Genomic DNA, 22434 nt, shown 5'->3' with positions numbered 1-22434 from the left:
AAAACAAAGCGAAGCATAGCAAGCTTTTGAACAGAAAAATAAAGAAGGAAAAAGCTGAAAAAGTTTTGCGTAAAGAACGGTTAAAAGCTATTATGAAAAAGGCTAGGGAATGAGTGTCAATTATAGTTCACTTAATTGAAATTTTGCTTCCTGATAACCCATTTCAAAAGCTTCTTTGGCATGCGATTTTGAAAAAATTTCATATTTTCCCAATTCTTTGGGAGCAATAAATACATCACAAAACTTAAATTTATCTTCGGAAGCGTTTACACGTGTAATCTTATAGGCGCGTTCCAGTACAGATCTTGTGGTTTTTAATTGTTTTTTGGAAGTTTCCAAAAGCGAATTTAAAAACACACCAATAATTTTATCGCAACAAATCTGTAAGGGCTCTATAGGAAAGTTATTTGTAACTCCTCCATCGCATAATAATAAATCGTTAAAAACTATAGGTGAAAAAACACCAGGAACAGAAGAGGAGGCAATAATGGGTTTTATAAGAGGTCCTTTATTAAAAAAATGGGTTTTGCCGTCTATTAAATCGGTAGTGGCTATAAACATGGGGATTTTTAAGCATTCAAAACTATCTTCCTTTAAATGTGTTTTTAAAAGCTTTTCAATTTTAGAGCCATCAATTAAACCAGGTTTTTTAAATGTGTAATTTTGATAGGAAAACAATTCGGTTTTTATAAACACATCAAAAATCTCATTGTATGTACATCCTGCAGCATACAAGGAACCCACGATAGCTCCTGCACTTGTACCAGATATAAAATCTGGTTTTATCCCCAGTTCTTCCATGGCTTTTAAAACACCTATATGAGCAACCCCTCGATAACCTCCACCAGATAAAACAAGTCCCAGTTTAATTGACTTTTGCATTGATTGCTAATTTTAAATAACCATCAAACTAAAATACGTAAAATTTTTGTTTAACATGAAGCCTATGAAAACATTGAATCAATACATCAAATGCTGTTTTGATTTGTTAAGCCAACCAGCTTGATTTTCATAATCAACAAAATATATTTTTAAATCGGCTTGGTTTTCATAATCTACATAATAGATGCTTTTTTTTGCTTGATTTTCATACTCTGTGAAAAACCATTTTCCATTATTTTTTCCAGCTTGATTGGCATATTTTACTTTGAAAACCTTTAAATCGGCCTGATTCTCATAATCCACAACAAACACCTTAACATCGGCTTGATTGGCATATTGAACGGAATAAACCTTTTGTGAAAAACAAGTAAATCCAAAGCTAAGCACAAAAAACAAAGAGATAAGTAGTTTCATGAAAAAAGGGTTTAAGTGTTGCTTAAATATACAAAAAGCTTTGGTTTTAAGTGCATTAGTTAAAATTGGAGCCCATAAAAAAACCTTTCGATTTCCCGAAAGGTTTCTTTTCATTTCTGTGGTCCCACCTGGGCTCGAACCAGGGACTTTCTGATTATGAGTCAGATACTCTAACCAGCTGAGTTATAGGACCTTTTTAGCATTTAGCTAACGCGACTTGTCTCTTTTTGACAAAGAGTGTGCAATATTACTACATATTTTCAAAGACTGCAAGATTTTTTATTCCTTTATTTCTTGGCACAACTCTATTAATACACCATTTGTTGATTTAGGATGTAAAAATGCTACCAGTTTGTTATCTGCTCCTTTTTTAGGTATCTCATTTAAAACAATAAAACCTTCGTCTTTCAACCTGGCTATTTCAGCATGAATGTCTGTAACATCAAAAGCTATATGATGGATGCCCTCCCCTTTCTTCTCTATGAATTTGGCAATGGGACTATCTGGTTTAGTGGCTTCAAGCAATTCTATTTTATTCTCCCCTACTTGAAAAAAAGAGGTATTGACACCTTCACTGGCCACTTCTTCTATTTTATAATGTAGTTTGCCAAATAATTTGGAAAACAAACGATTGGATGCGTCTAAGTCTTTAACAGCAATACCTATGTGTTCAATTTTATTCATATGAATGTTTCCCGAAAACGGAAATCTATATTTATTAAAACTAATTTAGTATCTTCAAAAATACAATAATCTTTAATTATCCCTATTTTTGCAAGGTAGAAATCCCTAATGGATTTTTTTGAAAACCAATGTCCAAGGGTGTAAATTGCATAAGGCATTAAAAAAACTAGTATTGTGGAAGAAAGTCAAAGACAAAAAAAAATAGGATCTGTGTTACAGCGTGACTTGGTTGATGTGCTTCAAAAAGCAGCAACACAAGGTGGCATGCAAGGCATACTTATTTCGGTAACTAAAGTAAAGGTAACTGTCGATCTATCGGTTGCCAAGGTCTATTTAAGCATCTTTCCTAACGATAAAGGCAAAGAATTGATTCAAGGCATTAAATCCAATGCGCCTTTAATTAAGCATGAATTGGCACAACGTACCAAGAACCAATTGAGACGCATGCCTGAACTTCAGTTTTATCTTGATGACTCGTTGGAGTATATAGACAAGATAGACAAGTCTCTAAAAGGTGAAGAGAACCCTTTGAAAAAACCAGATTTATTGGATAAACGTAAAAAATCTTAATCGGTTTTAATAAAACCTTCACAATAAAAGCCTTTTGTCAGTTAAATCTGTTTTAGCTGTTGTAATTTATGAACTTCTCACTCTACATAGCCAAACGTTATTTGCTCTCCAAAAGCTCTAACAATGCTATTAATTTTATTACCATTATTGCTGCCATTGGCGTTGTTCTTGGCTCAGCCTCTCTTTTTATTGTGCTTTCCGGTTTTGCAGGTTTAAAGGATTTTACCCTGCAGTTTACTTCAATCATCGATCCAGATTTGAAAGCTGAAGCTTCTACTGGGAAATCTTTTGTAATTTCTGAAGATGAGTTTTCTAAGTTGAATAACTTGGAAAGTATTGCTTCCTTTTCAAAAATTATTGAGGAACGTGTGTTTGTAACCTTCGAGGAAAAAAGTTACACAAGTGCTTATATAAAAGGTGTTGACCTACATTTTGAAAAGGTAAACGCCATAGATTCCGTGGTAGTACTTGGTAGTTGGCTCACCCAAAAAACAAACCAGATCGTGTCTGGTTGGGGAATTGCCAATACCTTGTCCTTTGGGGTTTTGGATTATGGCAAACGCATCAATTTATATGTCCCAAAACCAGGAAAAGGGCAAATAACTTCTGCAAAACAGGCCTTTAATACCTTTAATGCTGTAAATGTTGGTGTTTTTGATGTTAATGAAAACTTAAACGACAAGTATATTTATGCTCCCATAGACATGGCTAGAGCGCTTTTAGGTTTTGATGAAAATGAAGTGACCTCTTTAGAGTTTAAATTGAAAGAAGAGGCTACAGAAGACCAAGCCAGGACAGAAATTACTTCAGTTTTGGGAGATAAGATCATTCTAAAAAACAGTGCCCAATTAAATGATGCGCTTTACAAAATGTTGAATACCGAAAATTTAGCTGTGTATTTAATTTTTACCTTGGTATTGATAATTGCGTTGTTTAATGTGATTGGTTCCATGATTATGATGATTCTGGATAAAAAAAGCAGCTTAAAAACGCTTTTTAATTTAGGAGCAACCATTCCAAACATTAGAAATATTTTTTTTCTTCAAGGAAGTTTAATGACCATTTTTGGTGGTTTGATAGGTTTGTTAATAGGTTGCATTATTGTTTGGTTGCAAAAAACCTTTTCGTTGATAATGATCACGCAAAGTTTACCCTATCCTGTAACTTTAAAAGCCGAAAACCTCTTAATAGTTTTTATAACCATTTCCGTTTTGGGCATCATTGCTTCAAAAATAGCTTCGGTAAGGATTTCAAAAAAACTGGTGTCTATCTAATTTTCTTTTGTGGAATTTGGAGTTTGTTTGCTACACAAACTGATAATCGGAAAAAGCATCCAAAACTTCATCAAAAGCAGCAAACACATCTTTCGATTCGTCACTGGTAACCATTTTCATTCTATATTCCTTAAAATTTGGAATACCTTTAAAATAATTGGTATAATGTCTTCTGGTTTCAAACACACCTAGTTTCTCCCCTTTCCAGTCTATGGCCATTTGTAAATGTCTTCTGGCAGCTTCTACACGTTCTTCCAGGCTTACAGGTTCTAAATGTTCCCCTGTTTTAAAAAAATGCTTTACCTGCTTAAAAAACCAAGGGTTTCCAATGGTGGCACGACCAATCATACAGCCATCCAGGCCATACACATCTCGCATTTCCATGGCACGTTCTGGAGAATCCACATCGCCATTTCCAAACACGGGAATATGCATTCTTGGATTGTTTTTCACTTCTGCTATGGGCTTCCAATCTGCATGCCCTTTATACATTTGGGCTCGGGTTCTTCCATGAATGGCTATGGCTTTACAACCAACATCTTGTAATCTTTCGGCAACCTCAACAATTTTAATGGAATCGTGGTCCCAACCCAAACGGGTTTTAACGGTTATGGGAATGTTGGTACGTTTCACCATTTCGGCAGTAAGTTGCTCCATTAAACAGACATCTTTTAAAATACCTGCTCCAGCACCTTTACTTACAACTTTTTTTACAGGACACCCAAAATTAATGTCTATGATATCTGGGTTTGATTTTTCAACAATATCTATGGTTTGAAGCATGCTTTCTAAATTGGCTCCAAAAATTTGAATGCCTACTGGACGTTCTTTTTCATAAATATCCAGTTTCATGACACTTTTAGCTGCTTCCCGAATCAAACCTTCACTGGAAATGAATTCGGTGTAAACCACATCTGCACCTTGTTCCTTGCACAAAGCACGAAAAGGTGGATCGCTTACATCCTCCATGGGAGCTAAAAGCAAAGGAAAATCTGGAAGTTCTATATGACCTATTTTTACCACCTTTTTTTTGTATTAATTAGTTTGATTTTTGAAAAAATATACTAAAATTGAATGCTTGCTTCAACTGTTTTACCATCTCTTTTTACTACCACTTGTGTGGAATCGCCAGCTTGAAAAACCGATAAAGCCCTCATATAGCTCATCATATCCACAATAGCGCTATCACCAAGTTTTATTACAATATCTCCTTTTTGCAAACCTGCTTTTTGTGCAGGTTTGTCTTCGCTTATTCCATCTACTCGCATGCCTTCCCCATCAAACAAATAATCAGGAACCACACCTAAACCAACTTTAAAACGAGGTGTTTCTTCACTTTCATTTTTGGTTTTTCTAAAGGCCAATTTGCCACTTTTATCCAATTCGGTTATAACATCAAAAATATAGTTGGAAATGGCATCCATACCTTCGAAATTCAACTTTTCGGTATCATCTCCAGGCTTGTGATAATCGTCATGTTGTCCTGTAAAAAAGTGCAGCACTGGAATATCCTGTAAGTAAAAAGAAGTGTGGTCACTTGGTCCAACACCAGATTCGTTTTCAACAATTTTAAACCCAGGATTGGTTGCTGAAAGGGTTTGTTTCCAACGTGGAGAGGTTCCAACACCATAAACAGCTAAGGTGCTGTCTTGTTTTAAACGTCCTACCATGTCCATGTTTATCATGTAATTGGCTTTGCTTAAATCCAAGGTAGCATTTTTAGTAAAATAATTAGAGCCCAATAGGCCCATTTCTTCTCCAGAGAAAGCCATAAACAAATAATTGTTGGAGCTGTTTGCTGTTTTTAACTTACCAGCCAAATCCAACATAACGGCAACGCCACTGGCATTATCGTCTGCTCCATTATGGATTTCTTTATAGCCTCTATGCAAAGAGCCTTCGCTGCCATACCCTAAATGATCGTAATGAGCTCCTATAATAATGGTGTTTTCTGCTTGATTGTCTATATATGCCAAAACATTGGTTCCTGTAATGGTGGAGTCTTCACCTGCATTGGTATAGTCTACTTCTCCATGAGGACCTTTTTTAGGTTTAAAGGTAAAGGTTTGATAAAATCCTTCGGTTCCTTTTGGCTGTAGTCCCAATTCTTTAAATCGCTCTACAATATATGCTGCAGCAGCTTGTTCTCCTTTAGTGCCAGTTTCTCGACCTTCTAATGTATCATCTGCCAGAAAAGCAACATCTTCTTTTATTTTGTTTTTATAGCTATATTCCTGTTTACAACCCAAAAGCGATATAAAAAGAACCAGTAACGATATTTTCTTCATATTATTAATGTTATTTTTGGCAAAATTATGGAATAATTGCCACTTATTTAAACTTTAATCTATGTCTCTATTTTTAAAACTTTTTTTTGGCTTGTTATTGGTAACAAGCATTGTATCCTGTAAAAATAAAAAAACACAAACTGAAGATGCCAAAACTGGCGCCACTAAATGGGTAGACACCTTAATTTATGCAGATGAAGTTCATTTTAAATCTTTAAAGCAAATCACTTTTGGTGGTGACAATGCAGAGGCTTATTGGAGCTTTGATGACAAACAGTTAGTGTTTCAATCCAACAATAAAGACTGGAATGTAAACTGTGACCAAATGTTTTTAATGAATGCCGATGAAACCTTTAAGGACAAGATGCCTCCAATGATAAGCACTGGAAAAGGAAGGACCACATGTGCGTATTTCTTGCCAGATAACAAACATATCATTTATGCATCCACACATTTAGGTGGCGAAGATTGTCCTGAAACACCTTTACGAAAAAACGGAAAATACATTTGGCCAATTTATGATACATACGACATTTTTGTGGCCGATCTAGAAGGTAATATTGTAAACCAACTAACCAATGAACCTGGTTATGATGCAGAGCCAACCGTATCGCCCAAAGGTGATAAAATTGTGTTCACTTCCGATAGAAGTGGCGACTTGGAACTTTACACCATGAACATTGACGGGAGCGATGTGACACAGATTACTTTTGAACTAGGCTATGATGGTGGCGCTTTCTTTTCGCCAGATGGCACCAAAATCATTTTTCGTTCTTCCAGACCAAAAACCGAAGAAGCCATTAAGGAATATAAAGATCTGTTAGCCGAAGGCTTGGTACAACCAACCGAAATGGAACTCTATATCTGTAATGCTGATGGGAGTGAATTACGTCAATTAACCGATTTAGGAAACGCCAATTGGAGTCCATTTTTTCATCCATCTGGAGAAAAAATACTATTCTCCTCAAATTTTGAGTCTGAACGTGGTTTCCCTTTTAATTTGTATATGATAGATATTGATGGTAAAAACCTAAAACGCATTACCCACAGCGATACTTTTGATGCTTTTCCTGTGTTTTCCAACGATGGTAAAAAACTTATTTTCTCTTCCAATAGAAATAATGGTGGTGGTCACGACACGAATTTGTTTATTGCAGAATGGCAAGACTAAATTATTGACAGGCTGAAATATCCAACTACTGATACCACTATTGCAGAATGGCAAGACTGAAAGGATTGACAGGCTGAAATATCCAACTACTGATATCACTATTGCAGAATGGCAAGACCGAAAGGATTGACAGGCTGAAAATTAGTAAAACAGAAATAGAGTGTGAATTTTAATTTATTAGTTTTAATTCTTCAACATTTACTGCTAATGTGATTGTTTTTCTATTATTAAAATTTCCATGTTCAAATTGAAATTCAATTTTGCTGTCTTCCGTATTATTCCAATTAATGAATTTGGGATTATAAAGTTGGCCTATTTCGAAAAGATTTTGATTTGGGTATTCACCAAATTCAGATACGGCAACCAATAAGTTAAATGAAACTTCGCAGCTTTCGCGTCCTGCACTTCCACTTCCGTTATCCATTTTATAAATTCTTACAGATACATAGTCCGTAACGATATCTCCAATCAATTCGGAGTTATTCAGGATTTTTATAAGACGGGAATTATTAGATTTATCTATTTTAAATTGATCCTGCGAATACAATGTTTGCAACATCCCAATTACAAATAGTATCAGAGTTAATTTATCTTTCATATTTATAATTGTTTTTACTTACCGTTACGTAAAGTGTTAACAAGCAGAACTAATCTCTTTCCTTAATACGCTCTCTTTCCTTAATATCAATTTGGCGTTCGTTGGTTTGTAATTTGGTATTTCCAAATTTATACCTAAAACCTAATTTTATATATCTGTTGTCTAAATTGGTATTGTAATAACTACGCTGGTTTAAATAATTGGTTGTTGTATCAAAATCCCCTAAATTGAATAGGTCTGCAGCACTTAAGGAAATCACTGCTTTTTTATTTAAAATGGTTTTTGATACTGATATTTCAGATTCTAACCTTCCAGCAACATCCATAAATCCTTGGACATTCGAAGAGATGTAGATAAAAGTTAAATTTGCTGTTAAACTTTGGTCTTCTAAAAAGGTGAAATCGTTACTTAACACACTGTAATTGGACCATTTTTTAGCTTCAATAATACCATTTACAGTAGCAGTTTTATCGTAAGTATTGTAAAAAGAGGTTACTGCGTAAACAAACCAAGCATCTGTTACGTTAAAATAAGAAATGACATCAAAGCCAAATTCTATAGATTTTTCAATGTTTATTGGTGAATAAGTAATTTCATTACTTTGGTTGTTTTGAATAGGTATTTCAAAAATGTTATCATTTTTATGAATGTAATATGCTTCCAAGGTTAAAAAGGGGCTTACAGTAGACCCAACAACATAATGGTCTTTATAGGTAGGCATGAGGTTGGGATTACCTACCACTAAGGTATAGTCGTTCAAATAAAAAGTAAAAGGATTTAAATCTTTATAGTTTGGCCGTTCTATACTTCGTTTATAATTAGCATAAAAACTTAGGACTTCACCTGCTTGGTACGTTAGACTTACATTGGGAAACCAGTCAAAATAATCTTGTTTGTCTGTTTGATTGTTGGTTAAAGATATCCCTTCTAGAGAGGTTTGTTCCATTCTTATTCCTGCATGCAAACGCCATTTTTCCCATTCTTTTTTAATATTGGAATAGGCAGCAAACACATTTTCGTTATAATCAAAAGTACTGGAGTTTGTTACATCCAAAATCTCTTGATTGGTGTTAAAATCATAATCGTAGCGTGTCACATCACTGTTTGTTTGCACATTGGAGAATTTTATTCCAGCATCAAAATAAGATGTGTCGTTTATAGGCAATTTATAATCCAACTGAGAGGTTATGATTTGTGTTTCTTGATTGGCATCTGTATTAAAAGCTGTAGGCTCTATAAAGTTATTATTCTGATCGTAATAATTGCTTAAGGATTCTTGAAATCTGTTATAGTCATAAATGGTATAATGCCCATTAAGCGCCAAACTTCCTTTTGTAAATTGATGTACATAATCCAAATCAAAACCTAAATTGTATTTATCGTCATTCGCCATGTTAGCTGCCTCAAAACGGGATTGAAATACTTTGTTTGCATTATAGACATTCGTATTGTTATCTATGTTGTATTTGTAATATGGTGTCCATAACATGTTGGAAGATACACTTAAGGTGTTTGCCTCATTTAGTAGAAAATCAATGTTGAAATTCAGGTTATGCGATTTGCTCCAGGTATTTCTGTTAACGGATGATTTCCAAAATTCATCAACTTGACCATTGGTATCGAGGTAATAAACACCATCGTCGTTGTCCCTGTTTATTTTGTCGTCCGTATAGCTATAATTGGCAAATAAATTAACTTTGTCTGTTTTAAAATAATTAGTCATTCCTGCATTGTATCTAGGAAATACACCTTGGGTGTAATTTGCAAAAACACTACCTCTATAGCCTGTAACCAGGTTTTTACTCATAAGAATGTTCAAAACCACTCCGCTTTCAGCATCATAACTAGCAGATGGATTGGTAATAACCTCAACAGATTTTATGGCATTGGCTGGAGAACCTTCCAACAGCTGCAATAATTCATCCATGGACAGCTGCACTTTTCTATTGTTTATGTAAACTGTTGGCGCAGAACCTTTAACAGATATTTGCCCATCCAAAACCAAAACTCCTGGAGTACTTTTTACTACTTGAAGCAAGCTACCTTCAGAAAGCGCTGTGTTTTCAACCCCAAAAACCAGTTTGTCTGCTTCTTTCTTTATGGTAGGTTTGTTCACTACAATATTGACTTCGTCTAAAGCTTCATTATTTTCTTCTAAGGTGATATCACCAAGACTTATATCTTTAGAAGACACACTAACAAATTCGGTATAATCTTTAAAACCTATAAAACTTATTTTAATAAGATAATCCTCTTCTTGAACATTTTTTAGTTCAAAAAAACCTTGTTCGTTAGTAGATGTGCCTTTAATGGCAGTGGAATCTTTTACAGACAGCAACAATGCATTGGCAAAATAAACAGGATTATGGTCTATGTCTTTTACAGTTCCTGTAATGGAAACATCTTGAGCCATCACTGTAAATGGTAACAAAAAGACAACAAAAACGTAAAAAAAATTTAACTTAAAACTCATAAGATTATTTGGGGCTACAATATAAAAATAGTTTTGAACATATTTTTACTGAAAACCCGTAAATAAATATGATATTTAGTTAGTTATTAACAATTATAGCAAGTTTAAAACAATTATATTTGCAAATTAGATTTATGCTAGAATAAATTTTATGAAGCACATTAGAAACTTTTGTATTATAGCACATATAGACCATGGTAAAAGTACCTTGGCAGATAGATTATTGGATTATACAGGCTCTGTAACCGAACGCGAGAAAAAAGAACAGCTGTTGGACAGTATGGATTTGGAGCGAGAACGTGGTATAACCATTAAATCTCATGCCATACAAATGGAATATACCTATAAAGGAGAGCAATATATTTTAAATTTAATTGACACGCCTGGACACGTAGATTTTAGCTACGAGGTATCACGTTCCATTGCTGCTTGCGAAGGTGCTTTGTTGATTGTTGATGCTGCGCAAAGCATTCAAGCACAAACCATTTCCAATTTATATTTGGCCTTGGAAAATGATCTGGAAATAATACCTGTTTTAAATAAAGTGGATTTGCCAAGTGCCAATCCTGAAGAAGTAACCGATGATATTGTGGATTTATTGGGCTGCAAACCAGAAGATGTTATCCATGCCAGTGGAAAAACAGGCTTTGGTGTAGATAATATTTTAGCTGCCATTATTGAGCGTATTCCTGCTCCTACCGGAAATCCTGATGAACCCTTACAGGCTTTGATTTTCGATTCGGTTTACAACCCATTTCGTGGTGTGGAAACCTATTTCAGGGTATTAAATGGAACCATAAAAAAAGGACAGAACATTAAATTTATTGCCACAGGCAAAACATATTTTGCAGATGAAATTGGTACTTTAAAACTAAAACAGTTTCCTAGACAAGAAATAAAAGCTGGAGATGTTGGGTATGTAATCACTGGAATTAAAGAAGCTAAAGAAGTAAAAGTTGGTGACACCTTAACTGATGCTAAAAATCCAACTACCAATGTTATTGAAGGTTTTGAAGATGTGAAACCCATGGTATTTGCCGGAATCTATCCTGTAGATACGGAAGATTATGAAGAACTTCGAGCATCTATGGAAAAATTGCAGCTTAACGATGCCTCTTTGGTTTTTACTCCTGAAAGTTCTGCTGCTTTGGGTTTTGGGTTCCGTTGTGGTTTCTTGGGCATGCTACACATGGAAATCATCCAGGAACGCTTGGAACGAGAGTTTGATATGACTGTTATTACAACAGTTCCTAACGTAAGTTACCACGCTTTTACCAAAAAATACCCAGAGACACCAATCATTGTTAATAATCCATCCGATTTACCAGACCCATCCGGTTTGGATCGTGTGGAAGAACCATATATTAAAGCTACCATCATTACCAAAGCAGATTTTGTTGGAAACGTCATGTCTCTATGTATTGAAAAACGAGGCATGATTACCAATCAAACCTATTTAACAACCGAAAGGGTTGAAATGACTTTTGATATGCCTTTAGCTGAGATTGTTTTTGATTTCTATGATCGCTTAAAAACCGTTTCCAAAGGATATGCCTCTTTCGATTATCATCCTATTGGGATGAAACCTTCTAAACTGGTTCGTGTGGATATTTTATTGAACTCACAACCAGTAGATGCACTTTCAGCTTTAATACATGCTGATAATGCACATAGTATTGGTAAAAAAATGTGCGAAAAATTAAAGGAACTCATTCCTAGACAACAATTCGATATTCCTATTCAAGCCGCCATTGGTGCAAAAATTATTGCTAGGGAAACCATAAAAGCCTTACGTAAAGATGTAACTGCCAAGTGTTATGGTGGAGATATTTCCAGAAAACGTAAACTTCTTGAGAAACAGAAAAAAGGTAAAAAACGTATGAGACAAGTAGGAAATGTTGAAATCCCCCAACAAGCTTTTATGGCTGTTTTAAAACTGAACGACTAACAAAACCTTTTTGATTTTGTGTCATTGGTAAATGATCTCGCAAAAAAACGGTTAAACTCTGTTCTTAAATCGAGAAACCCATCTTTTAATAAATTAATTTAAATTGGTTTTTCCTCCGTTTGTTTCATTCTTTACTGTTTCTACATCAAAAGGTTTTCCTATATAAACTAATTTCCAACCTGGTTCAAGGTTTTCAAGGGTTTCTTCTTTGTCTGCCTTAACAACAAACAAATCGTTGTCATTATCTTTAATGAACAAAGGAATAATATCTGGATCCTTACTTGAAATTTCAATTAAATCGTAATAATGGTCTTTATCTTTTAATTTAATCTCTTGTATGGAAGGATATTTATTGATAACGTTTGTCAATGAGTTAAAATCGTCTGTATAAGAAAACACGCCTTCTGTTGGCATTTCTGAGGTTTCCTGCATTTCTGTAGAGGTTAACAACCTGTAAGACCCATTTTCCCCAAATTTATCCCCAAACTGCTTAATGGCGTACTTATTTATATCTGTATTTCCAGTTAAAGCCAATAAAAAACCCATATCGTTAAGCTCAATATTATCCAATAACTTATCGGAGTAAATATTGGTATTCATTGCTTCCAGACCAAGCTCGTTGGCTTTTGCAATATTATTTTGGTTGCTATCTATTAAAACAACATGTCTGCCATTTTTCTCTAAATAATGGGCCAATAACCTAGGGAGTTTGGATGCACCTACAATTAAAATCCCTCTAGACTCGGTCAAGAACACTCCAACTATTTTGGCAAACATTCTGGCTGTTGTAGCATTAAGGATAACAGTTCCTAGCACAATCATAAATACCAATGGAGTAATATATTCGGCTCCTGGAACGCCATCTTCGGCAAGTTTAAGTCCAAATAGCGAGGCAATACCTGCTGCCACGATTCCTCGTGGACCAACCCAGCTTATAAACAGTTTTTCTTTAAGTTTTAAATTAGAGCCTTGGGTACTTAAAAACACGCCAATAGGTCTAATAACAAATACAACAACAGAAAATAAGATTACTGTGTTCCAATTGTAAATTAAAAGCAAATCTTCAAAATTTATATCTGCAGCTAGAAGGATAAAAAGTATGGATATCAATAAAACACTTAAGGATTCTTTAAAGTAAAGCAGCTCTTTTAAGTAAGGGGATTTGGAGTTTCCCAAAACCATTCCCATAACCACCACTGCCAATAAACCAGACTCATGTGCAAATTCATCGGCTAAAATAAAAACTCCCAATACAGCTGCCAATGCAAACACATTCATTAAATAATGGGGCACCCAATTTCGGTTTAAAATCAAATTAAGACCATGAGCAAAAGTAAATCCAAAAGTAGTACCGAACAATACGATTTTCCCAAATTCAATAAAAGCCGTTTTGGTAAATTCCCCACCAGCATCCACACTAATAAATTCGAAAACAAGTACAGCTACCAAGGCTCCTATTGGGTCTATAAGGATTCCTTCCCATTTTAAAACGGCAGAAACATCTTTTTTAAGGGGTATATTTCTTAAAATTGGTGTAATTACCGTTGGTCCTGTTACAATAATCAGAGCTGAAAATAAAAAAGAAATTTCCCAACTTAAATAAAAAATATAGTGTGCTGCTATGGCAGCCCCAAAAAAGGTGACTATAGAACCTACAGTAATTAACTTGGTAATAACTGGACCAACATTTTTTATTTCACCTTTTTTTAAGGTTAATCCACCTTCAAATAAAATTATACTAATTGCCAAAGATACAAAGAAAAACAAACTGCCTCCAGGAAAAAGCCCTTCTTCGCCATTCCATCTAGGTTCAATCCATTTGGTGCCATCTGCACTTAAAAATTCTGCTGCAATAGGTCCTACAAATAAACCAATAAGAATTAAAGGTAAAATAGCTGGTATTTTTAATTTCCATGCTACCCATTGTGCCAATATACCAAGTATGATAATGCCTGCTAATTCTACCATATAAAGATTTTAAATTTTGTGAACAATTATAAAAAACCTTGGCAAAATAATGCTTTTTTATTTTACAATTATAAATAGCGCTTTATTAACAAGTTAAAAAACTAAAGAAAAAAATTAAAAAGATGAAACCATCAATCCTCATTTTTGGATTCGGACATATAGTACAAACGTTTTAAACTCTTTTTAAGAAGTACGAATCGATATACGCCAATTATAAAAAAAAGTGCCGAAAATACTAATGACAACAATCCTAGAAACCTGAAATTTGGAAAAGGGAAATCTTTTAATTGAAAAAAAGCAATACCACCCAACAACAAATACAAAGAAGATCTTACATAAGATAACAAAGTACGCTCATTTGCCAACCTGGTTCGCTCAATAGCTAAATAATCTCTTAAAATAACTTCTTCATCTGGCTTAAAATCTCTACCAAACCGAAGCAATTTCATTTTTTTTATTTTCAAGGGACTCGGTTTAAGTGTTTTCATAAATGGTTTTTTATAAAATTATAATTAATATTTATTAGCTACAAATAAATTATCTCATCCAATCCAATCCAAAATGTTAAAAAACAACTAATATCCTTGCTTTATTTTCACTTATACGGGGCGTTTTAGTAATTTGCAGGCATTATGAAATTATATCCTATTAAATCTGGAAATTTTAAGTTGGATGGCGGCGCCATGTTTGGTGTAGTCCCTAAATCCCTTTGGCAAAAAACCAATCCTGCAGATACCAACAACATGATTGATATTGCTGCACGTTGTTTATTAATTGAAGATGGCAACAAGCTCATTTTAATAGACACTGGAATGGGCAACAAACAAAGTGATAAGTTTTTTGGATACTATTATCTTTGGGGAAATGATTCTATTGACAAGTCCTTAGAACAATATGGTTTTCATAGAGATGACATTACAGATGTGTTTATGACCCATTTACATTTTGATCATTGTGGAGGCTCAATCCAGTGGAACAAGAACCGAACGGGTTATGAGCCTGCTTTTAAAAATGCCCATTTTTGGAGCAATCAAGACCATTGGAAATGGGCAACACAACCCAACAACAGGGAAAAAGCCTCTTTCCTTAAAGAAAACATTTTGCCAATGGAAGAAAGTGGCCAGTTAAAATTCACAGACTTACCACAAACAGATATGTTGAAAAACAGCCCTTTGGGCTTTGATATTTTTTTCGCAAATGGCCATACAGATAAACAAATGATTCCTATGATACATTACAAAGGCAAAACCATTTGTTTTATGGCAGACCTACTGCCAACTGCAGGGCATTTACCCTTACCTTTTGTAATGGGCTACGATACAAGACCTCTGCTGACTTTAGACGAAAAAGAAAAATTCCTCAAACTAGCAGCAGATAATAATTATTACTTATTTTTGGAGCACGATGCACATAACGAGATTATTACAGTAAAGCAAACTGATAAAGGTGTGCGATTAAACCATGTTTTTACCTGTAATGAAATATTTAACTAATACCAATAAATTAAAATGAAATTAATGAAACCTTTTATGCTTTCAGTACTTGTAGCCGCTACTCTTTCTAGTTGTGGTGGAGGTGCTGATATTGTATCAACACCTGTTGAAAACATAGATTCTGTGCCTTTAAAAGTGTCGGAATTAACTGAAAACGAAAAACACACTTGGGGACATTTAGATCTTGTAAAAGATACAATTCCTGGAATGAGTGTTGAAAAAGCTTATGCTGAAATTATAAAAAATAGAAAAGGCCAATCTGTGATTGTTGCTGTAATTGATTCTGGTATCGATATTGAACACGAAGACTTAGACGGAGTTCTTTGGACCAACGAAGATGAAATCCCAGGAAATGGTATTGACGATGATAATAATGGTTATGTGGATGATATTCATGGGTGGAACTTTTTAGGAGATGCTTACGATGAACAATTGGAATACGTACGTATCCTTGCATCTGGAGACACAAGCAACCCAGATTATGCTAGAGCTAAAGAAGAATACGACAAAGAATATCAAGAAACGGTTGGTAGAAAAGCACAATACGATCAAATTTATGAGCAAGTAAAAAATGCCGATGAAACCATCTCCAAGCATTTAGGTAAAGAAAACTACACCAAAGAAGATGTTGAAGCCATCGATTCAGAAGATGAAGCCATTACCAAAGCCATTAGCGTAATGAACTTTATGTATGGAAATGGATTTGAAGACACAAAAGTAGCTTTAAACTCCATAAAAGAAGGTGTGGATTATTTTACTGATAAATTAAACTACAACCTAAACAAAGATTTCAACGGAAGAACCACTGGAGACAATCCTAACGACTTGTCTGATGTTGGATACGGAAACGCCAATGTACTTCCTTCTGAAAAAGGGGAAAGCCACGGAACTCACGTAGCAGGAATTATTGCTGCAGAACGTGGTAATGGTAAAGGTGTAGATGGTGTTGCCAACAATGTAAAAATCATGAGCTTAAGAGCTGTTCCAAATGGCGATGAGTACGATAAAGATATTGCTTTGGCTATTAGATATGCCGTAGATAATGGCGCGTTAATTATCAACGGAAGTTTTGGTAAGTACTACTCTCCACATAGCGATTGGGTTAGAGACGCAATAGCTTACGCAAGTAGTAAAGATGTTGTTTTTGTAAATGCTGCAGGAAACGAAGGTATAGATTTAGACCAAAAAGAATGCTATCCAAACGATCAAGTAAACAATGGTCCAGAAGTATCTACCTCTTTTATTACAGTTGGCGCTTTAGAGCCTAAATATGGTGCCAATATGTTAGCTGGGTTTTCTAACTACGGAAAAATCAATGTAGATGTTTTTGCTCCAGGAGCTAAAATTTATTCCACAACTCCAGAAAACGAATACGATACCAAAGGGGGAACATCTATGGCTGCTCCTGCAGTAGCTGGTGTTGCTGCTTTAATCCGTTCTTATTACCCTAAATTATCTGCTGCTCAAGTAAAGCAAATAATTATGGATTCTGGATTGGCGCTTTCTACAAAAGTAGTGGTTGGTGGAGATACCAATAACGTAAAACCTATTGGAGATTTAACAAAATCCGGTAAAATTGTAAACGCTTACAACGCGCTTATTATGGCAGATCAGTTATCTAAATAATTATAAAAAACCTAAACCTCATCCTATCAAAAGATGAGGTTTTTTTAATTCATTTAAAATGAAAAAAATCTTTGTATTCCTTTTTGGTTTAGGCGTTCTTTTTACTTCAGCCAATACCAATCAAACAGAACCATACAAAACGGCTAACAATACGGGTTACTGGCAACAACATGTAGATTACAAAATGAATGTAACCATGGATGTTACCAATTATCAATTCACTGGAACGCAACAATTGGTTTATACCAACAACTCTCCAGATGTATTAACCAGAGTGTATTACCACCTCTATTTTAACGCATTTCAACCTGGCAGCGAAATGGATGTAAGATCGCAAACCATAGCAGATCCAGATAGTCGTGTGGGAGATAGAATTGGAAAATTGAAACCAGACGAAATTGGTTTTTTAAATGTCACCTCATTAAAGCAAAATGGTATTATCTTAAATTACGATGTAGTAGGAACTGTTTTACAGGTGCAATTGCACGAGCCAATACAACCAGGAGAAAAAGTAACTTTCGATATGGTTTTTAATGGCCAAGTACCTGTTCAAATTCGTCGTTCTGGTAGAAACAGTGCTGAAGGTGTGGCTTTATCCATGACACAATGGTACCCAAAATTAGCCGAATACGATTTTGAAGGTTGGCATGCAGATCCATACATTGGAAGAGAATTCCATGGTGTTTGGGGAGATTTTGACGTAACCATAAACATCGATAAAAACTATGTGGTTGGTGGTACTGGTTATTTACAAAATCCAAACGAAATTGGCCATGGTTACGAAACTGGAGAAGTAAAGCAACCTAAAGGAGATATGCTGTCTTGGCACTTTATAGCACCAAAAGTTCACGATTTTACTTGGGCTGCAGATCCAGAATTTATTCACGATACCATGCAGGTTCCAGATGGTCCAATGTTACATTTCTTATACAAAAAGACTTTAGAAGCCGAATACCTGGAAAACTGGAAAAAACTACAACCAAAAACGGTTGAATTAATGGAGTATTTCAGTGAGCATATTGGAAAATACCCATACAAACAATATTCTGTAATCCAAGGTGGCGATGGTGGTATGGAATATGGCATGTGCACACTTATCACCGGAAAACGCAAATTTGGAAGTTTGGTTGGTGTTACGGCACACGAATTGGCTCATGCTTGGTTTCAATTTTTATTGGCAACTAACGAAGCCAGACATTATTGGATGGACGAAGGATTTACCAGTTATATTAGTGATTATGCCATGAACGCCGTTATGGATGGCAATGAAGAAAACCCAACAACCAATGCTTATAGAGGCTATATTTACCTGGCAACTTCTGGGAAAGAGCAGCCTTTAACCACACATGCTGACCGTTTTGAGTACAATCAAGCTTATGGAATTTCTGCTTATAGTAAAGGAGAAGTATTTATGGCGCAATTGGACTATGTTATAGGGGAAGACAATTTAAAAGCTACCATTAAAAAGTACTATAACGATTTTGCCTTTAAACATCCAACACCAATCGATTTTATTCGCACAGCAGAAAAAATAACAGACTTCGAATTGGATTGGTATTTAATAGATTTTGCTCAAACCACAAACACTATAGATTATGGCGTAAAAGCTGTAAGTGGCAATAAGGTTACCTTAGAACGTATAGGACTTATGCCAATGCCTATAGACCTAACCATTACTTATACCGACGGAACAACCGAAGATTATTACATTCCGTTGCGTATGATGCGAGGTAAAAAACCAACTACGGCTACTACACTATCGGATTGGGCTTGGGCTTATCCAACTTATACCTTTGAAGCTTCCAAAGCCATAAAATCGGTTCAAATAGATCCTAAAGAGTGGATGGCAGACATTAATAAAGTAAACAATAAGTTTGAACTTAATTAAATACAAACTTTAAATTGATATCCATGAACCTGCAAACTATTAATAACCTTGCAGGTTTTTTTTATTTATTAAACCAAGCCTCATTTTTATACAAAGTGTTTTTAGCAACCCGTTCCCTATTGTACAACAACATATGTGTCTTGCTTAATTGCTGACTTCTAAACCCAAAAATGTGAAAAATCTGCTTGGCTAAAAACCTGGTCACTTTTAAATTAACCGATAAAACACCTTGCTTTTTATTTTCCCAAGAAATGCCAGGTAAAAACACCAATAAACTATCCAATTTGAAGTTCCGTATAAATTCGGAAATTTTCATGAAAATTGGATGAATGCTTTTTATTATGAAAAAACCTTCAGCTCCTTGAGTTTGGTACAACGGCATAAATATCCTGGCATTGTATCCAGAGAAAATAGCTTGTGCATTGCTTTGTGCCAAATGTGTTCCTTTGGAAATAGCCTGAAAACTTTTAAAACCTTCAAGCATCTTAAAATGTTCCTGAGGTTTTATTTTGTATAAATAAGTGATTTCAAATATCTCTGAAATGTTTTTGGACTGATGTTTTAACCTGTTATAATGCATCTGGAAATCCTTGATAGAATCTTTATCCAAAGCTTGTGTAAAAACCAACGAAAGGTAAATAAACGCTTCACAATTTAAAACAGCATCAAGCTCGTCGTGCTGTCCAGATTCAAAACCCAAGGACACATAGCCCAATTGGTTGATATAGCTCAACAAAGGGCCTTTTAAATACTCTTCAATGCCCAAAACCACTGGCACAGGAAATTGTTGTGAAAATTTTCTGTTTATCAAAGCATCGTTTATGGTAATAAAAGGTAACGTTTTACTGGAAGTGGTATGGAAATCTATAAAATATATAGGTTCAGAATGTGCTTTTTGTATAGCTTTCAATAAGTTATAAATTTCAAATTGTTCTTTTTCTTCTGAAATTAATTCTTCTTTTGAAACCAAAGCGTCTAAATCAGCTTGTGTCCATAACCTGTTTAAGTCTTTCTCCAAATATCGCTGGTTCTTGGATAATGCCTTTAAATTGCCTGCAATTGCATAAATGCTTCCACTTAAATCTGCAGGAGACATGGTTTTTAAGGTGTTTGTTAAAGCGAATACTCCTGCAGTTTCATTACCATGGATACCAGCAAAAAAAACAAGGATTGGCCCTTTTTTAGAACCTTTAATGTTAGCAATTAATCTATCTATCTGTATGTCTTTGTTTAATGCGTTGCTTTTAATATGTACCATTAATTGAAAAAATCTTTTGAGGTGATTAAACCAATGAGTTTTCCTTTTTCAACCACTGGCAAACAGTTTATCAGGTTGGTAATCATCAGTACTTTTGCCGTCTCAACACTTTCGTACTGAGTAATGGTAATTAAATCCTTGGTCATGACCTCTTCTACTGAAATGCCATTATCAATTGCTTGTTTGGACAAACCTTTAACATCGGTATGGGTAACCAGTCCAATAATTTTCTTAGATGCATCTATAACAGGCATATGCCTAATGTTCTTCCATCTCATGATATTTACAACCAACTTTAAACTGTCATTTTTGTGTACTGAAAAAATATCTGTACTCATTACGTGTTTTACAACATAGCTGTTTGTATCCACTTCAATGTCGTTTTCATTCAGTGCATTCCAAGACCCTATTGGGTAATTATATTCTTGCTTTTCGTATAATTCTGAGGTTATTATTTGAGCTGCTTCAAACTTGGTTTTGGATTTGGACAAAGCTCTGTAGTTTTTTATCAACCATTGAGACCCATTATTGGATGTTACCCGGTTTTCTATAATGGTTAAATATTTTTCAACATCGGCAGGATCTATCCCAACGCGATACAAACCTCTGTAAGCCATAGGCAATAATTCATCTAATATCAATTGCTGACTGGACATGTAAGATCCGTTCCAAAAAAACTGGGTACCCATGCCATATCGAGCAGCACTGAAAAAATTGGATTTTACGTCCTTAAAATCCCATTTTTTGTTAATGTTATTATAGGCTTCGGGCTTTCCAAGCATGAGTCCTACCCAAAACATCATATTTGCAATTTCGTCTGCCACAGTAGGACCTGAGGGAATGTATCTATTTTCAATTCTTAAATGTGGTTTCCCATTACCAACACCATAACAAACCCTGTTCCATCTATAAACCGTTCCATTATGAAGGCTTAAAGCTTTAAGTTTTGGTATTTCGCCTCGTTCAATCATTTCTACACTATCTGTAATATATTCTGTAGTAAGTAAACTTCTAAATCTGGAAATGTTGTCCCTAAAGATATCTGTAACCGTTCCAGTTTCCCAATTGTTTCCAAAACTTACTCGGGATTGGTTTTCATTTAATAAAAACGAATTGGCTCGTGTGTCCACACTTTGTGTAAATAAGGCAATTCGGGTTTCTGCCCACAATTCTTTTCCAAAAAGCAACGGCGAATTGGTACAGATTGCCAAAACAGGTCCTGCAATGGCTTGAGCCCAATTATAACTATCTATAAAGGTATCTGGATGGATCTGTAAATGCATTTGAAAACTGGTGTTACAGCCTTCCAACATCACAGAATCGTGAATTAAACTTAGCTCGTCCACGCCTTTTATATGAATATGAAAATCTTGGTTTCTGGATTCCTTTACAGCTTCGTTCAATACATAATAACGCTGTATTGGTGTCATGTTTTCTAAGGTAATGTGCTTTAAGGATAAGGTTGGTAAAATACCTGTCAATACTATTTTGGAATCATGTTTTTTGGCAGCTTGCTTTGCTTTATCCAATAATGTGGTCAATTGATGTTCCAATTTTGAAAAACAATCGGTTTTAAGTTCAAAAGGATCTAAGTTAATTTCCAAATTAAAGTTTCCAATTTCTGTGGTAAAATGGTCGTCGTTAATGGTTTCCAAAACAGCCAGTGCATTGTTATCAGGAAAAAACGCTTCATCCACAATAAAAAATTCCTGCTCTGCTCCTATCCTTATAGGTTCTTTTTCAATTAAATCTTCTTTAAGCATTAAATCCAAGGCTTCAATATCATTCATTAAATGATGTATATAATTTGCGTACTGCTTTTTATTTTGAAATTTTGTAACATGTAATTCTCCCATTCTTAAACGTGTTGGTTATAAAAACATTAAGTTACAGGAAATC

The 22434-nt window shown here is 34.9% G+C and carries 18 protein-coding genes and 1 tRNA gene; 7 read left to right on the top strand and 12 right to left on the bottom strand.

Features of this window, described 5'->3' with window-relative positions:
• Window positions 1–120: 120 nt before the first annotated feature.
• The 4 genes from AACY93_RS00865 to mce all read right to left on the bottom strand — a co-directional run bounded on the left by AACY93_RS00865 (window position 121) and on the right by mce (window position 1980).
• Entirely contained in the window at window positions 121–882 is a 762-nt protein-coding gene (locus tag AACY93_RS00865) for a patatin-like phospholipase family protein (protein ID WP_286853044.1), read from the bottom strand.
• A 78-nt stretch (window positions 883–960) separates the two neighbouring features.
• Window positions 961–1296, bottom strand: coding sequence for a DUF6150 family protein (locus tag AACY93_RS00860; protein ID WP_007647194.1), 336 nt, complete (start codon window positions 1294–1296; stop codon window positions 961–963).
• A 119-nt stretch (window positions 1297–1415) separates the two neighbouring features.
• Window positions 1416–1489 (bottom strand) — tRNA-Ile (locus AACY93_RS00855).
• An 86-nt stretch (window positions 1490–1575) separates the two neighbouring features.
• On the bottom strand, window positions 1576–1980 hold the full coding sequence (gene mce, locus AACY93_RS00850; RefSeq protein WP_286853045.1) for a methylmalonyl-CoA epimerase: 405 nt from the start codon (window positions 1978–1980) through the stop codon (window positions 1576–1578).
• A 174-nt stretch (window positions 1981–2154) separates the two neighbouring features.
• Here mce and rbfA point away from each other — a divergent pair, with 174 nt between their 5' ends.
• Window positions 2155–2550 (top strand): 30S ribosome-binding factor RbfA, encoded by a 396-nt coding sequence (gene rbfA, locus AACY93_RS00845; protein ID WP_286853046.1) that lies wholly within the window; start codon window positions 2155–2157, stop codon window positions 2548–2550.
• A 68-nt stretch (window positions 2551–2618) separates the two neighbouring features.
• Window positions 2619–3824, top strand: coding sequence for an ABC transporter permease (locus tag AACY93_RS00840; protein ID WP_286853047.1), 1206 nt, complete (start codon window positions 2619–2621; stop codon window positions 3822–3824).
• 30 nt (window positions 3825–3854) lie between these two features.
• On the opposite strand, the gene dusB is transcribed toward AACY93_RS00840, so the two are convergent.
• Both dusB and AACY93_RS00830 read right to left on the bottom strand, forming a co-directional pair.
• Complete coding sequence (gene dusB / locus AACY93_RS00835) at window positions 3855–4847, bottom strand: tRNA dihydrouridine synthase DusB (RefSeq protein ID WP_286853048.1); 993 nt, start codon at window positions 4845–4847, stop codon at window positions 3855–3857.
• Between the two features lie 41 nt (window positions 4848–4888).
• Window positions 4889–6112, bottom strand: a complete 1224-nt coding sequence (locus tag AACY93_RS00830; RefSeq protein WP_286853049.1) for a M28 family peptidase — start codon at window positions 6110–6112, stop codon at window positions 4889–4891.
• A 61-nt stretch (window positions 6113–6173) separates the two neighbouring features.
• On the opposite strand from AACY93_RS00830, the gene AACY93_RS00825 reads away from it, so the two are divergent.
• Window positions 6174–7283 (top strand): hypothetical protein, encoded by a 1110-nt coding sequence (locus tag AACY93_RS00825; RefSeq protein ID WP_286853050.1) that lies wholly within the window; start codon window positions 6174–6176, stop codon window positions 7281–7283.
• 169 nt (window positions 7284–7452) lie between these two features.
• Here AACY93_RS00825 and AACY93_RS00820 read toward each other — a convergent pair whose 3' ends face one another.
• Both AACY93_RS00820 and AACY93_RS00815 read right to left on the bottom strand, forming a co-directional pair.
• On the bottom strand, window positions 7453–7881 hold the full coding sequence (locus tag AACY93_RS00820) for a hypothetical protein (protein WP_286853051.1): 429 nt from the start codon (window positions 7879–7881) through the stop codon (window positions 7453–7455).
• A gap of 49 nt (window positions 7882–7930) precedes the next feature.
• Window positions 7931–10354 (bottom strand): outer membrane beta-barrel family protein, encoded by a 2424-nt coding sequence (locus tag AACY93_RS00815; RefSeq protein ID WP_286853052.1) that lies wholly within the window; start codon window positions 10352–10354, stop codon window positions 7931–7933.
• Window positions 10355–10505: 151 nt separating this feature from the next.
• Between AACY93_RS00815 and lepA the strand changes: the two genes are divergently transcribed.
• Window positions 10506–12302: a translation elongation factor 4 gene (lepA, locus tag AACY93_RS00810; RefSeq protein ID WP_007647210.1), complete on the top strand. Its 1797-nt coding sequence runs from the start codon at window positions 10506–10508 to the stop codon at window positions 12300–12302.
• Between the two features lie 93 nt (window positions 12303–12395).
• Here the strand turns inward: lepA and AACY93_RS00805 are convergent, their stop codons facing one another.
• On the bottom strand, window positions 12396–14270 hold the full coding sequence (locus tag AACY93_RS00805) for a sodium:proton antiporter (protein WP_286853053.1): 1875 nt from the start codon (window positions 14268–14270) through the stop codon (window positions 12396–12398).
• 131 nt (window positions 14271–14401) lie between these two features.
• Window positions 14402–14758 (bottom strand): DUF202 domain-containing protein, encoded by a 357-nt coding sequence (locus AACY93_RS00800; RefSeq protein WP_238307544.1) that lies wholly within the window; start codon window positions 14756–14758, stop codon window positions 14402–14404.
• A gap of 144 nt (window positions 14759–14902) precedes the next feature.
• Here AACY93_RS00800 and AACY93_RS00795 point away from each other — a divergent pair, with 144 nt between their 5' ends.
• From AACY93_RS00795 to AACY93_RS00785, 3 genes are read left to right on the top strand one after another with little or no spacing between them, the layout of a single operon-like run.
• Window positions 14903–15763 carry an MBL fold metallo-hydrolase gene (locus AACY93_RS00795; protein WP_007647214.1) on the top strand — a complete coding sequence of 287 codons (861 nt, stop codon included), beginning with the start codon at window positions 14903–14905 and terminating at the stop codon, window positions 15761–15763.
• Window positions 15764–15778: 15 nt separating this feature from the next.
• Window positions 15779–17389, top strand: coding sequence for a S8 family peptidase (locus tag AACY93_RS00790; RefSeq protein ID WP_040491228.1), 1611 nt, complete (start codon window positions 15779–15781; stop codon window positions 17387–17389).
• A 58-nt stretch (window positions 17390–17447) separates the two neighbouring features.
• The gene (locus tag AACY93_RS00785; RefSeq protein ID WP_339610822.1) at window positions 17448–19277 is read left to right on the top strand and encodes a M1 family metallopeptidase; all 1830 of its coding nucleotides are present in this window, start codon (window positions 17448–17450) and stop codon (window positions 19275–19277) included.
• 61 nt (window positions 19278–19338) lie between these two features.
• Here the strand turns inward: AACY93_RS00785 and AACY93_RS00780 are convergent, their stop codons facing one another.
• Both AACY93_RS00780 and AACY93_RS00775 read right to left on the bottom strand, forming a co-directional pair.
• Entirely contained in the window at window positions 19339–20535 is a 1197-nt protein-coding gene (locus AACY93_RS00780; RefSeq protein WP_286853054.1) for a succinylglutamate desuccinylase/aspartoacylase family protein, read from the bottom strand.
• The gene (locus AACY93_RS00775; RefSeq protein WP_286853055.1) at window positions 20535–22391 is read right to left on the bottom strand and encodes a CBS domain-containing protein; all 1857 of its coding nucleotides are present in this window, start codon (window positions 22389–22391) and stop codon (window positions 20535–20537) included. Before AACY93_RS00775 ends, AACY93_RS00780 begins: the two co-directional genes overlap by 1 nt.
• Window positions 22392–22434: the final 43 nt, after the last annotated feature.

The sequence above is a fragment of the uncultured Xanthomarina sp. genome (assembly GCF_963971605.1).
Lineage (GTDB): Bacteria > Bacteroidota > Bacteroidia > Flavobacteriales > Flavobacteriaceae > Xanthomarina > Xanthomarina gelatinilytica.
This window is presented reverse-complemented; position numbering and strand designations above follow the sequence as displayed.